The 14,289-nt window shown below is 70.3% G+C and carries 10 protein-coding genes; all 10 read right to left on the bottom strand.

The window, feature by feature from the left end; genetic code table 11:
* Positions 1 to 30 precede the first annotated feature (30 nt).
* The 10 genes from DS843_RS18980 to DS843_RS18930 all read right to left on the bottom strand — a co-directional run bounded on the left by DS843_RS18980 (position 31) and on the right by DS843_RS18930 (position 13,942).
* Positions 31 to 894: a sugar phosphate isomerase/epimerase family protein gene (locus DS843_RS18980; protein ID WP_149470410.1), complete on the bottom strand. Its 864-nt coding sequence runs from the start codon at positions 892 to 894 to the stop codon at positions 31 to 33.
* A gap of 187 nt (positions 895 to 1,081) precedes the next feature.
* A complete protein-coding gene (locus DS843_RS18975) occupies positions 1,082 to 2,254 on the bottom strand; it encodes a dihydrodipicolinate synthase family protein (protein ID WP_149470409.1) in 1,173 nt (390 codons plus the stop codon).
* A 15-nt stretch (positions 2,255 to 2,269) separates the two neighbouring features.
* Complete coding sequence (locus DS843_RS18970; protein ID WP_149470408.1) at positions 2,270 to 3,421, bottom strand: Gfo/Idh/MocA family protein; 1,152 nt, start codon at positions 3,419 to 3,421, stop codon at positions 2,270 to 2,272.
* A 20-nt stretch (positions 3,422 to 3,441) separates the two neighbouring features.
* Complete coding sequence (locus tag DS843_RS18965; protein ID WP_149470407.1) at positions 3,442 to 4,734, bottom strand: enolase-like domain-containing protein; 1,293 nt, start codon at positions 4,732 to 4,734, stop codon at positions 3,442 to 3,444.
* Positions 4,735 to 4,918: 184 nt separating this feature from the next.
* Complete coding sequence (locus tag DS843_RS18955; RefSeq protein WP_149470406.1) at positions 4,919 to 5,743, bottom strand: ABC transporter ATP-binding protein; 825 nt, start codon at positions 5,741 to 5,743, stop codon at positions 4,919 to 4,921.
* A 28-nt stretch (positions 5,744 to 5,771) separates the two neighbouring features.
* Positions 5,772 to 6,782, bottom strand: a complete 1,011-nt coding sequence (locus DS843_RS18950) for an ABC transporter substrate-binding protein (RefSeq protein WP_149470405.1) — start codon at positions 6,780 to 6,782, stop codon at positions 5,772 to 5,774.
* 63 nt (positions 6,783 to 6,845) lie between these two features.
* Positions 6,846 to 7,721, bottom strand: coding sequence for an ABC transporter permease (locus DS843_RS18945; RefSeq protein ID WP_208852275.1), 876 nt, complete (start codon positions 7,719 to 7,721; stop codon positions 6,846 to 6,848).
* A 161-nt stretch (positions 7,722 to 7,882) separates the two neighbouring features.
* Complete coding sequence (locus tag DS843_RS18940; protein ID WP_149470404.1) at positions 7,883 to 8,578, bottom strand: TetR/AcrR family transcriptional regulator; 696 nt, start codon at positions 8,576 to 8,578, stop codon at positions 7,883 to 7,885.
* A 107-nt stretch (positions 8,579 to 8,685) separates the two neighbouring features.
* The gene (locus tag DS843_RS18935) at positions 8,686 to 11,031 is read right to left on the bottom strand and encodes an SH3 domain-containing protein (RefSeq protein ID WP_149470403.1); all 2,346 of its coding nucleotides are present in this window, start codon (positions 11,029 to 11,031) and stop codon (positions 8,686 to 8,688) included.
* Between the two features lie 220 nt (positions 11,032 to 11,251).
* The gene (locus DS843_RS18930; protein WP_167525366.1) at positions 11,252 to 13,942 is read right to left on the bottom strand and encodes an SUMF1/EgtB/PvdO family nonheme iron enzyme; all 2,691 of its coding nucleotides are present in this window, start codon (positions 13,940 to 13,942) and stop codon (positions 11,252 to 11,254) included.
* Between the last annotated feature and the right edge of the window lie 347 nt (positions 13,943 to 14,289).

Genomic DNA, 14,289 nt, shown 5'->3' with positions numbered 1-14,289 from the left:
TAACAAAGTGGCTTGTTTTTAGGCAGAGCCTCACACCGAAGACCGATGCCGTTCAACACAGACCGGCAGCACTTCATCCAGAGGTCGTGCCCACCAGCGGCGCGAGAATATTTCGACCTCGGAATAGCCCTGGAATCCGCAAGCCTCGACCCAGCCGCGGATGGTCGGGATGTCGATCACGCCGTCGCCCATCATGCCGCGGTCCTCCAGCAGGTCCGTGGTCGGCACCAGCCAGTCGCACACATGGAAGGCACACAGCCGGCTTCTGCCCGCCCGGCGGATTTGCGCCTCCAGCTCCGGGTCCCACCAGACATGGTAGACGTCCACCGCCACGCCCAGCGCGCCGGTTCCCGGCGGGTCCAGCCGGTCGCAGAGGTCCAGCGCGTGGCGCATCGTGTTCACGCAGGCGCGGTCGGCAGCGTACATGGGATGGAGCGGCTCGATGGCCAACGGCATTCCGGCGGCGCGGGCGTGCTCCAGCAGGTCGGCGATGCCGTCCTCCACCTGCGCGCGGGCCAGCGCGATGTCCTTGGACGGCGGGGAGCCGGGACGGGAGAACTGCGGCAGCCCGCCGACCACCAGCACGAGGCAAGGCGCGCCCAGGGCCACGGCCTCGTCCACGGCGCGGCGGTTGTCGTCGCGCACCTCGGCCCGGCGGTCGGGGTCGGCGGGGAACATGCCGCCCCGGCAATAGCCGGACAGTTCCAGCCCCAGCGTTTTCACGGCCCGAACCGCGCGGTCCAGCCCCACCGCGGCCACCTGATCCCGCCAGGGGGAAACGGCGCGGATGCCGTGGCGGGCGCAGGCGTCGAGAATTTGCAGAAGGTCGCCCTGCTTGCGCACCGTGGCCGTGTTGATGGACAGCCAGCGATGATCGCCGGAGAAGTCGCGCATGATCTCGTGGTCCTTCAGAATTCCAGAAAAGCCGCCGCACAAGCCCTCTCCCCCCTGGGGAGAGGGTTGGGTGAGGGGGCGCTTACGCCCGGCAGGGCGGAGCGAAAACAATGTCGTGCACAATGGACCGCCTTCGGCGCCCCCTCATCCTGACCTTCTCCCCAGGGGGGAGAAGGAATAGGCGTCCTCACACCGCCTCGATGCCGCGGACGGCCAGGACGTCGGCCATGCGCCACACCGCCTCTTCCGGGTCGCGCAGCAGGCCGGCCTTGTCGGCCAGCCGGAAGATGTCCGCCAGATGCAGGGTGGAGCGCGCGCTCTCCTGCCCGCCGATCATGGTGAAATGGTCCTGATGGCCGTTCAGGTAGGCCATGAAGACCACCCCGGTCTTGTAGAAGCGCGTCGGCGCCTTGAAGATGTGGCGGGACAGCGGCACCGTCGGCGCCAGGATGTCGTGGAAGCGCCCCTCCTCCCCCGCCGCCAGCTCGGCCAAGGCCGCCGCCGCCGCCGGGGCGATGGCGTCGAAGATGCCCAGCAGCGCGTCGGAATGCCCCTCCGCGTCGCCGGCGATCAGCTCCGCGTAGTTGAAGTCGTCGCCGGTGTACATCCGCACGCCGGGGGCCAGACGGCGGCGCATGACGATCTCCTTGTCCTTGTCGAGCAGGGAAATCTTCACCCCGTCCACCTTGGACGCGAAGTCGTCGATGATGCCCACCGCCGTGTCGAGCGCCACCGGGAAATCGTTCGTCCCCCAATAGCCGGCCAGCGCCGGGTCGAACATCTCGCCCAGCCAATGAATGATCACCGGGCTTCGCACCTGGGAGAGAATGCGGCTGTAGACGCGGACATAATCCTCCGGTCCCTTTGCCACGCGGGCCAGGGCGCGCGACGCCATCAGGATCACCCGCCCCCCGAGGTCCTCGACCGCCGCCACCTGCGTCTCATAGGCGCGGATCACGTCGTCCAGCGAGCGCGCGTCCTCCGGCGCCAGATGGTCGGTGCCCGCCCCGCAGGCGATCAGCGCCCCTTCCCGCGCCTTCGCCGCGGTCAGCGAACGCCGGATCAGCTCCAGCGAGGCGTTCCAGTCCAGCCCCATGCCGCGCTGGGCGGTGTCCATCGCCTCGGCCACGCCGAAGCCCAGGTCCCACAGATGCTCGCGGAAGGCGATGGTCCGGTCCCAGTCGATGGCCGGGGTCAGCCACGGATCGTTGTCGGCCAGCGGGTCCGCCACCATGTGCGCGGCGGCGTAGGCCACGCGGTTCAGGGGCCGTTCGGTGCGGGCGGGGAAGCCCCGCGCGGGGGCGACCTCGTAGGTCTCCAGCGACCGGTCGGCGCGCGGCAGTTTGATGGTCGTTGCCATGGACGAAGCCTCCGGTCAGGCGGTCAAAGACGGAACGTCGATCCAGCGGCGCTCCTTCCAGCTCTTCAGCGCGGCCTCGACCAGTTGCACGCCCTTGGCGCCCTCGATCAGGCCGTGGTTGAAGGGGGCGTCCTCCACGACATGGCGGATGAAGGCCTCCCACTGGGTCTTGAAGCCGTTGTCGGTCGGCTGGTTGTCGGGCACCGGCTGCCAGGTCTCGTAGAAGTCGATGGTCTGCTTCTGGTCCGGGTTCCACACCGGGCGCGGCGTGCCCTGGCGCGGCTGGATCACGCAGTCGGTCAGGCCGGCGACCGCCGAGCCGTGGGTGCCGTCCACCTGGAAAGTCACCAGATCGTCGCGGTACACCCGCGTCGCCCAGGAGGAGTTGATGTGGGCGATGACCCCGCCCTCCAGCTCGAAGGTGGCGTAGGCCGCGTCGTCGGCGGTGGCCTCATAGCGCTTGCCTTGCTCGTCCCAACGTTCCGGGATGTGGATGGCGCCCAGGCAGGAGACGCTCTTCACGGGACCGAACAGGTTGTCGAGCACGTAGCGCCAATGGCAGACCATGTCGAGGATGATACCGCCGCCGTCCTCCTCCCGGTAATTCCAGGAGGGACGCTGCGCCGGCTGCCAGTCGCCCTCGAACACCCAATAGCCGAACTCGCCGCGCACCGACAGCATGCGCCCGAAGAAGCCGCTGTCGCGCAGCATCTTCAGCTTCTGCAGGCCGGGCAGGAACAGCTTGTCCTGCACGGTGCCGTTCTTCACCCCGGCCTCCCCGGCCAGCCGGACGACGCGCAACGCCTCCTCCAGGTTGGTGGCGATGGGCTTCTCGCAATAGACGTGCTTGCCGGCGCGGATCGCCGCCTCCAGAAGCGTCGGGCGCATCTGGGTGGTGCCGGCGTCGAAGAAGACGGTGTCGTTCGGATTGGCCAGAGCGGACTCCAGATCGTCGGTCCAGCGTTCCACCCCGTGGCGCTGGGCGAGGCCGCGGATCTTATCGGCGTTGCGGCCGACCAGGATGGGGTCCGGCATGACGCGGGAGCCGTCGGACAGCGCGACGCCGCCCTGCGCCCGGATGGCGAGGATCGACCGGATCAGGTGCTGGTTCATGCCCATGCGGCCGGTCACGCCATGCATGATGATCCCAAGGCGCTTCGTGCTCATGTCGGGGTCTCCCTGAGGGATTATTCGTTCTGAAGGGGAGAGAGGCGGTCCCACCGGGGTTGCGCCGCGCTGGCGAAGCCGGGAACGGCCAGGGTTCCGGTCGGCAGGCTGCCGCCCGCCGTGGCGAGGCGGACGGCGCCGTCCCGCCGGGTGTAGAAGCCGGGATGCGCGTCGAGGAAGGCGTCGGCCTCCGGCGCTCCGTCGAAGCCGTTGCCGTACTGGTGTCCGTTGCGCTCCGCGTCGGCGATGCCGAGCAGCGCGACCAGGGCCGTGTCCTGCTGCACCGCCAGCCCGGCCTGACAGGTCAGGTCCTCCGCCGAAACGAAGTGCGGCGCGCCCCAGACGGCGCAGCGCGCCCGGTTCAGGACGGCCTTGTAGAGGCCCTTGCAGGACTTCGACGACACGCCGCGGTAGCCGGCGGCGCGGGCGCGCGGGAAGGCGTCGTAGCCGTCGTCGGACTCGTCGATGATGAAGGGGATGCGCCCGGCCACCGCACCCAGCGGCACCTCCAGCGCGCGCTCCCGCGCCACCGGCTGTTCGATGTAGAGCAGGCGCCCGCGGAACCCCGCCAGCGCCGGGTCGCGCTCCAGCCCCGCGACGAAGGCGTCGAGGGCCGCCGCGTCCGCGTATTGCTCGTTGCCGTCCAGCGTGGCGCGGTAATCGCCCGCAACCGCGTCCAGCACACGGGCGATCTCCGCCAGCCGCGCGAGGTCCGTGGACGGATCGCCGCCCAGCTTGATCTTGAAGCGGGTCAGCCGCTCCCGCCCCAGCAGGTCGCGCAGGGACTCCGGCTCGTCCAGCAGCCCGACCGTGTGACGGAGCGCCACGGACGGTAGCGGCTCCAGACCGGCGAGGAAGCCGTCCAGGTCGAAGCCCGCCAGATCGGGCGTCAGCCGCGCGTCGACGCCGGCGTGGTTCGCCCGCATGCCGGTGAAGAAATCCGTATCCAGGGCGCGCAGCAGCCCGTCCAGCACCGCCTTGTCGATCAGCGCCGGCCCGTAGGCGGCGGTCAGGTCGGGCAGCCCGGCGGAACGGCAAGCCATCCGCTGCGTCTCGTAGGCCGCGGCGTGGTGACCGAAAGCGGTGTCGGTCCGGTCCGTCCGGTAGGCGTCGCGGGCGAGGCGCAGGGAGCGGCGCAGACCGTTCACCGTCCCGTTCGGGCTTCGGGCCGGGCTTTTGTCGAACCACTTCGGCATCATCATCTCGGCGGTGCCGCCCCACGCCTCGCCCACGCCGTCCACATGGACCAGGGCGCGGACGAAGGCCTGGGGAGCGGCTTCCACCGTCACGTTGCCGAAGCGGAAGGGCTTCACGAAGCGGACGGGGTGTTCGAAGAGGTCGATGGCGCGGATCGTGAGGAGGGGTGCATTGCCCCCACCCTTCCCGCTTCGCGGGCCCCTTCCCTCCCCCGCTGGGCGGGGGAGGGACAATTCCCCTCCCCCGCCCAGCGGGGGAGGGTCAGGGTGGGGGAAATCCTTCTCCATCACCACTCCCCCCTCAATCCAAATGCCCCTGGGCGTTGAAATGCGCCCGGATGCGCTGGGTCAGCTCGATGAAGACCGGGTGCCCCATCACGTCCAGGGTCCGCGGGCGGGGCAGCGGGACCTCGTAGGTCGCGGCGATGGCGCCGGGGCGTTCCGTCATCACCATCACGCGGTCGGCCAGGAACACCGCCTCCGGGATCGAGTGGGTGATGAGCAGCACCGTCTTGCCCGTCTCGTGCTGGATGCGTTGCAGTTCCACGTTCATGCGCTCCCGCGTCATGGCGTCGAGCGCGCCGAACGGCTCGTCCATCAGCAGGATCTTCGGATCGTGGACCAGCGCCCGGCAGAGCGCGGCGCGCTGCTGCATGCCGCCGGAGAGTTGCCAGGGGTATTTGGTCTCGAATCCCTCCAGCCCGGTCATGCGGATCAGCGCGCGGGCGCGTTCCAGATATGTGTCGCGCGGCAGGCCGCGCACCTCCACCGGCATCATGATGTTGCGCAGCACCGACCGCCAGGCGAGCAGCACCGGGCTTTGGAACACGATGCCCACGTCGTCGTGCGGCTCCGTCACGGTGGTGTCTTCGATGGTGATGCCGCCATCGGTCACCGGCAGCAGCCCGGCCACCAGCTTCAGCAGGGTGGACTTGCCGCAGCCGGACGGGCCGACGACCACCAGGAACTCCCCGTCCCGCACGTCGAAGGTGATCGGGCGCAGGGACGGCACCTCCCCGTCGCGGGTGCGGTAGGTCTTGGTCACGCCGTCGATCCGGATCAGGGTCTGTTGCGACAGGCGGGCCGTTTCGGCCGAACCGACGACTTTCAACTGGGGCTGCGCCATCGTCCTGCTCTCCCTTCTCCGTCTGTCCTTACTGGCTGCTGCCGGTCATCGCCGGGGCCGGATCGGGAAGGAAATCGCGGGTGTAGAAGGCCTTCGGGTTCCTGGCCGCCGCCGCGTCCAGCCCGCCATACTCGACCAGCAGGTTGACCGTCTCGGCCATGTTGGCGTCGGTGACGCGGAAGGGCCGCTGGTCCCTGGTCTCCGCCGTGCGGTAGAGCGGCGTGGTCAGCTCGAAGCCTTCCAGCAGGGTGGCTTCCTGACCGGCCTTGGGGTTCGCCTTCAGGATGGCGGCCACGGCCTCCTTCGGGTTGCGCTCCGCTCCCTCGACCGCCTTGGTCGTCGCGGCCATGAAGCGCTTCACGAGGTCCGGCTTGTCCTGAAGCGTGCCGGTGTGGGCGATGATGCCGGAGGACACCATGTTGACGCCGTAATCGGCGAAGCGGATCGGCGTCACCGACTTGCCGGTGGCGTCCTTGATCTTCATGCTCTGGTCCATGACGTAGCCCAGCAGCAGGTCCGCCTGACCGTTGATGACGGCGTTCAGCTTGGTCTGGGCGTCGCCCGACACGACGCGGAAGTCGCTCTCCTTCAGGCCGGTCTTCCTCAGGAACAGCGGCCAGATCTGGGACATGCTGTCGCCCGGCGTCATGGCGACGGTCTTGCCCTTGATGTCCTCCGGCTTGCGGATGTTCTTGTCGGTGAAGCCCATGGCCGACATCGGGCTGGTCTGGAGCAGCACGCCGGGCGAGGTGACCGGCGCGCCCTTCGCCGCCGCCTTCATCATCGTCGGCACGTCGACATAGCCGAAATCCACCGTCTTCGCGGCCACCGCCTGGGTCGTCACGGCGGACCCGCGGCCCTCCTGGATTTCCAGGTCGATGCCCTCGGCCTCGTACAGGCCCTTGTCCTTGCCGTAATAGAAGGGGGCGTGCTCGCCATAGACGTACCAGTTCAGCATCAGCACGACCTTGTCCGCGGCCTGGGCCGGAAGAGTCGTGGCCGTAAGGGCGCAGAGCGCCGCGAAGAGCGTCCGTTTCATCTCGTCTCCTCCCGAAGGGTATCCGGCCGAAATCTGTCCGGCGTCGCTGTTGTTTTCTTGGCGCTACGACGTCGCGGTGAAATTGTGGCGTTGGCTCGCGTGCCAGGGGATGGCGAGCCGTTCGATCACGTCGATGACCCAGAAAAGCACCACCCCGATCAGCGCCAGCACCACCAGCGCCGCGAACATCAGGGGAAGTTCGAAATTGCCGATGGAGCGTTGCAGGACGAAGCCGATGCCGGAATTCGCCCCCACGAACTCGCCCACCACGGCGCCCACCACGGCCAGCGTGATCGACACCTTCAGGCCGGCGAAGATGGCCGGCAGGGCGTGCGGCAGGCTGACCATGCGGAAGGTCTGAAGGCGCGTGGCCTTCATCGACCTGGCGAGGTCCATCATGTCGCCGTCCACCGACTTGAAGCCCTGCACCGCCGACACGACGATGGGAAAGAAGGCCAGCAGGAAGGCGGAGATCACCTTGGGCAGCAGCCCGAAGCCGAACCACACCACGAACAGCGGCGCGATGGCGACCTTCGGGATCGACTGCGAGAAGACCAGCAGCGGGTAGACGTAGGACTCCACCGTCTTCGACCCGGCGATCAGCATGGCGATGGGAATGCCGAAGGCCACCGACAGGGCGAAGCCGCCCAAGGTCGCCAGCGTGGTCGGCACCGACGCCGCCAGAAGCTGGTCCCAATCCGCGGCGAGCGCCAGGATGACGTCGCCCGGCTTCGGTATCAGATAGGGCGGGATCGCGAAGATCCGCACCGACAGGTCCCACAGGACGGTCAGGACCAGCAGGAACAGCACCGGCCGGAACCAGCCGGAATTGAGCAGACGCAGCAGCGAGGCACCGGCCCCGCCCTTGCCGCGCGCCGCCGTTCCCGAAGCGGGACCGCCACGGGACGTTTTCCCGTGGGCCGCCGCATCGACAGCCATCGCTCCTCCTCCCCCGGTCGTTGCGGCGCCATCGCGAAGCGCTCTTTTAACCGGCTGGTTAAAAGTACGCCCGCGCGGGCGAACCGGTCAACATTGCCAAAGGGGTATAGCGGATGGTCAGTGCATCGAATTGTTTTGCCTGAAACGATATCCGGGCCGGCTCACGCCCGCAGCGACGACAGGACGAGTTCCACCATGTGCTCCAGCCGCGCCGCCTTGGCCTCCTCCGCCAGCAGATCGCGCCCGAAGATGACCGACAGGGTGTGGACGTTGGACAGGTAGAAATAGGACAGCCCGGCGATGGAAATGTAGAGCTGCACCGGGTCCACCCCCGTCCGGAAGGTCCCGGCGGCGACGCCGCGAGCCAGCACGTCGGCAATCATCTGCACGAAGGGCGAGTGCATGGCGTGCACCTTGCCGGACGTCTTCAGCAACTCCGCCCGGTGCAGGTTCTCGATGTTCAGCAGCGCCATGAACTCCGGATGGTCCAGGAAATACTGCCAGGTGAAATGGATCAGCCGCGCGATGGCCGCGGGCGGGTCCAGCGTCTCCAGGCTCAGCGTGCGCTCTGTGGCGCGGATGTGCGCGTAGGCTCCCTCCAGCACCGCCAGATACAGGCTCTCCTTGTTGCCGACATGGTAGTACAGCATGCGCTTGTTGGTGCCGGCGACCTCGGCGATCCGCTCGACGCGCGCACCGCCCAGCCCATGGCGCGCGAACTCCTCCGTCGCGGCGGCGAGGATGCGCGCGCGCGTGCCCTCCGGGTCGCGGGTGGCCTTGAGAGGCTTGTCGGGGAGAGGCTTGTCGGGGGCGGGCGTCGCGTCCGTCTTCTTCTTCGGGTCGGTCAGCGTGTCCATCCAGGCCGGTCCTCGCATGGCGCGGCCGGAGGGCAAGACGCAATACCCTCCGCCGCAATACGCTCCAATGTGGGGCATATCAGCCGAAACGGAAAGACGAAGCGGCTCTATCGGCTGAGCAGCGTCGCGCCGCGCCAGATGCCGGGCTGCATCGCGCCGGCGGGGTCGATGGCCGCTCCCGGACCGTCCTGGATGCCGGCGCGGAACTGCCCGACATGGCGGGTGCCGCCGCGCATGGACAGTTCTCCCGGTCCCGCCGGAAGCCGGTCGACCACCACGCCGCTGAAACGCTCGCCGTTGGTGAAGGCCAGTTCGCCATGGCCGTCCACGCGGCCCTGACGAATCTCGCCCGCGTAGGAGTCGCCGTTGGCGAAGCGGTAGACACCCGGCCCGTTCGGCACGTTGCCGGCGAAGGTGCCTTCATAGCGGTCGCCGGACGGGAAGGTCAGCACGCCCTGCCCGGCCATCCGGTCGTCCTTCCATTCCCCCTCATAGACCTGACCGTTGGCGAAACGGTAGGTGCCCACGCCGTTCCGGCTGATCGTGCCCTGGAGGGAGAAATTGCCCAGGCCGCGGTTCCAGCTCCCCTCGTAGACGTCCCCGTTGGGGAAGCGATGAACCCCATAGCCGGATTCCCCGCCGCGGGCCTGCCCGGCGGCGCGGCGGGCGGCGGCCTGGGCCTCGCGCGCCTTCGCCTCCGCCCCGCGCGCGGCGGTGGCGGCGCGGGAGGCGCGGGAGGCGGCGTTGCGGCCCGCCTGCACGGCGTCCCGATAGGGCTCGGCCAGTCCGGCGGCGACCGGGTCCGCGCTGAGGGCGGACCGGCCCACGCCGCTCTCCCCGCTACCTTCCGGAAGGGCGGCGAGCTTCGCCGGGCCGGTCGTGCCGGACAGCGGGCCGGCCATCGGATCGGCGTCGGGAAGAACGGCGCCGCGGACCACCGCCGGCGGCGGATAGGCGCTGGGCGCCGCGCCGCCCATGGACACCGTCTCCCCGGACCGTCCCGCGAGCGTTCCGGCGGTGACGTAGCCCTCCTGCCCCGACGAATCCCGCACCAGGACCCAGCCGGAGTCGGGCGCCGCCTGGATCAGCGTCACGCGCTGCCCCTGTTCCAGATCGCGCAGGCTGCGGGCGCCCAGAACCGGGCGGGCGAACAGGTTGGCGTCGCGCGCCACCGTGTAGACACCCGGCACCAGCGTCGCGGTCTGGGCCTGCGGAGCCTGCCGGGGCGGCGTCTCCGGCTGGGCGGACGCCACCGGGACCTCCTCCGGCCTGGCGAGGTTGCCGGAGAAGGCGAAGCCGGTCTTCCCGTCCTGCTCGATCCGCAGCCAGCCGCCGTTCCGCCGGGTCCGCCCGGTGACCGCGACCTCGCTGTCCCGGCGCAGCGTGCCGACCACCGCCGCCTTGGTGTCGGGACCGGCGCGCAGGTTGGTGTCGCGCGTCACCACCCGCTTCTCGTTCAGCGGGTCCACCTCGACCTCGGCGACCGCCGGGGCCGCCGGCTTCTCCTCGGGCCGTTGCGGCAGCGGTTTGGGCTCGACGACGTTCGGTTCGGCCGCCTTCGGCTCCGCCGTCATCGGTTCCGCCGTCGTCGGTTCCGTGGTGAGCGGAGGCTCCTCCGCCCGGGCAATGGCGGCGGACGGCGCGCGCGGGCCGGGCACCAGGACGAGATCCGCGCCCAGCCGGTCCTGGAGCCAGGGGTGCTGCGCCCCGCGCGTGCGCCCGACGACGGAGCGCGCGACCTCGGCCAGCGCGTCGCGCAGCGGCACGCCGGGCTTGACCATCTCCTGCGCCAGGGCGGCGGAGAAGGCGTCCGCCCCCTTGCCGGACGGGGCGGCGGGCGGCGTGCCGGGCCGGTGCGAGTAGACGACGAACAGGTTGTCCAGCGCCGCCGGGGCCGCCAGGGCCGGCTTCACGGAGCGTCCCTCCTCGCCCATGGCGGCGGCCAGCCGGTCGGCCAGCGGGTGGGCGGGCACCGGGTCGAACACGGCGACGGCCTTGCGCCCGCTGCGCTGGATCTCCTTCAGCGCGTAATCCAGCTCGATGGTGTCGAAGATCACGTCGTATTCGGAGGCGAGCTTGGCGTCCACCGGCACCAGGAAGCCCTTGGCCGACAGGCTCAGCGCCACGCCGGAGTAATAGAGGAAGCCCAGATCGGCCTCGCCCAGCGCGTCCTGGAAGCGGGTCAGCGCCGCGATCATGCCGCGGTGGTCGAGATTCTCGGCGGCGGTGACCGTGAAGCCGGCCCGGCGCAGCGCGTCCGTGACGATGGCCGTGTTGGCGCCCACCCCCGCGGCGGGGCCGCCTTCCTGATACTGGGCGTTGCCGATCACCAGCGCGACGCGCTTGTCCTCGGCCAAGGCGGCGGCAACAAAGGCGGTATTTGCCGTCACCAGGACCAGCGCAACACTCCAAACGGCGCCATGGGGCCAGCGCAACACGTCGATACCCTCCACCTGATCTTCTCTTTGACCACCCCTTTAGGGAGTCCCGGGACGCCGCGGCTGTAACGATTTTGGTCGAAGCCTCCACCGGCCCACGGTTCGCCAAGCCTTTGAACGGTCAAGTCTAGCGCACCGGTCCGGCGCCCCTTTCTGCAATTTCGGAGGCCGCGCGGTCCCATCCGCAGACGGTGCGTCCCACCAACGAACGGCGCGCCGATCAGCGCCAGCCGGGTCAGTTCAGGTCGCGGGCCACGCGCAGACCGTCCGCGACGTAGCGCACGTCGGCGTCGTAGCCGATGCGGGCGGTGACGGCGATGGCGTCCTGCCCGTCCCGCCAGGAACCGCCGCGCAGCACCCGCTTGCGGCAGTCTCCCTCCGTCCAGGCGCGGCCGTCCGCCGGGGCGCCCTTGTAGCCGGGGTTCCAGCAGTCGGCGACCCACTCCGCCACGCCGCCGCTGGTGTCGTAGAGCCCGAAGGCGTTGGGCTGGAAGCTGCCCACCGGCGCCGGCAGCGACCGGTCGAAGGAGCCGCCGCAGTCCCGGCAATTGGCCAGCCGGGCGCCGGGCGTCAGGCTGTCCCCCCAAGCGAAGCGCGCCGCGCTGCCGCCGCGCGCCGCGTATTCCCACTCCGCCTCGCTCGGCAGGCGATAGCGCTGGCCGGTCTTGCGGCTGAGCCAGTCCGTGTAGGCCAGCGCGTCCTCCACATGGATGTTGTGGACCGGCGTGTCGTCGGCGGCGTTGCGCATGCGCGGCATGGCGGCACAGCCGCCGCCCTCCACGCAGGCCCGCCAGTTGGCGACCGTCACCTCGTAGACCCCGATGGCGAAGGGCCGCGCGAAGGTGACGCGGCGCTGCGGTCGCTGGGCCGGGTCGCCGCGGTCGCTGCCCATGACGAAGCTGCCGGCGGGGATGCGCATCATCGGCGGGCATTCCGGGCAGTCCTGGAAGCTGTTGCCGTTGCCCTGCGCCCGCCCCTGCGACCCTCCCGGCTGGGCGGGTGCTGCGAGCGCCAGCCGCTGGCGGTCCTCCGGCCCGGCGGGGCGCAGCGCGGGGCCACGCACGAAGCCCTGAACCCCATCGTCCAGGGACACCCGGTACCAATCGGCGTCGGCCACCCGGCCCAGCACCCGGACCGGGCCGTCCTTGGCGAGGTTGCCCACCCGGTCCGACCGCGCGTCCGGCCCGGCGCGCAGCTCCGCGTCGGCGACCGCCACATACATGCCCTCCCCGGCGGTGTCGAGTTGCAGCTCCGGCGGCGGTGCGGCCTTCCCATTGGACGCCCCGCCGCCCGACGATCCGCTGCTTCCCGCTCCGGCGGCGGGGGATGCCCCCGCGATCTTCGCCGATTCGGCGCGCAGCCGGTTCAGCCGGTCCCGCGCCGGGCCGGCGAAGGGGCCGGTGCCGAACAGCCGCAGGAAAGCGTCCAGCGCGTCGGCGTCGCGGCTGTCGCGCACGCGGCGCCACAGCGACTCCTCCAGATCGGCCTGCGGCGGAGCGGCGCCGGCCTCCTCCACCTCCAGAAGCGCGCTCATGGTGGTCCGCCCGCCGCGCCCGTCCTCGACCAGCACGCTGAACACCCCGGCGCGGCCAGCGGGCGCCCGCTCCGGATCAAAGGTCAGGGCGGTCAGCCGCTCCGGAGCCAATTGGTCGCCGGGCTTCAGCGGGGTGGTGCCGTCGCGGACCTGACCGCGTTCCGGAACGGCGCTGACGGTGAAGGTCAGCGGGTCGCCGTCCGGGTCGGTCGGCACCTCCAGACGCAAGCTGTTGACCACGGCGCGCACGCTGCGCTCCGCGACGGCGACGGGCGGGCGGTTGCTCGGCTTGATCAGGATCGGGACGGCGCCCCGCGCCACCCCGCCGCGCCCGTCCATCACCGCGAACTCGAAACTGCCGGCGTCGCCCAGATGGGTGGCGTCGGGCCGGAAGGTGGCCGCGGCGAGCTGGTCCACCGTCAGGTAATCGCCGATCAGCACCACCCGGTCTCCGATGCGCACCCCGCCGCCGCGCGGCAGGCCGGTCACCTGGGCGAAGAGCTGGTCGTTGTCGGGGTCGCTGGGCCGCGCGATGCTCAGCCCCTCCGTCCCGCCGCGGTCCAGCACCTCCAGCGTCCGGACGGCGCCGAGCTGCGGCGGGCGGTTTTCCGGCAGCGGGTTGAAGTAGAAGGGTGCCGCCCCCAGCGAGCCGTAGAGGAACGGCTCCTGCCGGCCCTGGGTGAGATGCATCACGTCGTCGCGCACCCGGCGGAAGAACAGGCTGAGCTCCAGCCCCGGCACCTCGAAATTCTTCAGCAGGGACGCGGTGTAGGGGCTGTGGTCGCCCTGCCCGTCCTCGGCCACCGCGTCGGCACGCGTCGCCATGGCGACCAGCGTGTCGGTCGGCGTGTCGTCCACGCGGGCGAAGCCGGAATGCACCTCCGTCCGCTTGGTCCCGGACCGCACCAGACGGTCGGCGAAGGGGTTGTTGCGGCAGGCGTCCAGGATCAGGATGCCCAGCTTGCGCGCCTGGGCCAGCTCGCCCATCGGCAGGTTCAGGGGCAGCGCCTCGTAGACCAGATCGCGCTCGCGCTCCAGCCGGGCATCGGAGGGGATCAGGAAGTTGGTGCCGCCCACCTGCATCCCGTGGCCGGCGAAATACAGCAGCGCCACGTCGGCCTGCGCCGCCTGGATGCCGAAGCCGCGCAACGCCTCCGCCATGCCGCGGTTGTCGAGGTCGTAGCGCTCCTCCACCGTGAAGCCCATCTTGCGCAGCGCCGCCGACATGGCGCGGGCGTCGTTGCGGGGGTTGGGCAGTTCCGGCGCGTGGCGGTAGGCGCCGACGCCGATGACCAGAGCGATGCGCTGTTCCGGCGTGTTGGCCGCCAGACCGGGCGTCCCCCACGCCGCCACGGCCAGCAGGAGACCGGCGGTCACAGCCCGGGCAGTCACGGCCCGGATCACCGCCACGAGAAGGCGGCACAGGACAAGACGGCAAAGGCGCACACCCATGGTCACCTCATGCCATGGTCACCGGACGGTGGAACGTGGTACTCCACCTTCCATTTCGTTCAGTATTTGATCGCGGCGCCAGGGACAAGGGGGCAAAACAGGGTAATGCATCTCTACAGATGAGGGCATGACCACCCGCGCTAAGGACGCGGCTCCTTTCCAACTCTATTTGGGAGGGGTGACGGTCATCGCTCGACCTTTCGCGTTTTCCTCACGCACCATGGCGCATCGGGCGCCGCCCCGTCCCCCGGCGGGAGGGGAACGGCTTCGGCGAATGCACGATCCGT

The sequence above is a fragment of the Roseomonas genomospecies 6 genome, assembly GCF_008365375.1.
GTDB lineage: Bacteria > Pseudomonadota > Alphaproteobacteria > Azospirillales > Azospirillaceae > Azospirillum.
The sequence above is the reverse complement of the archived record's forward strand: the minus strand, read 5'-3'. Positions and strand labels throughout refer to the sequence as shown.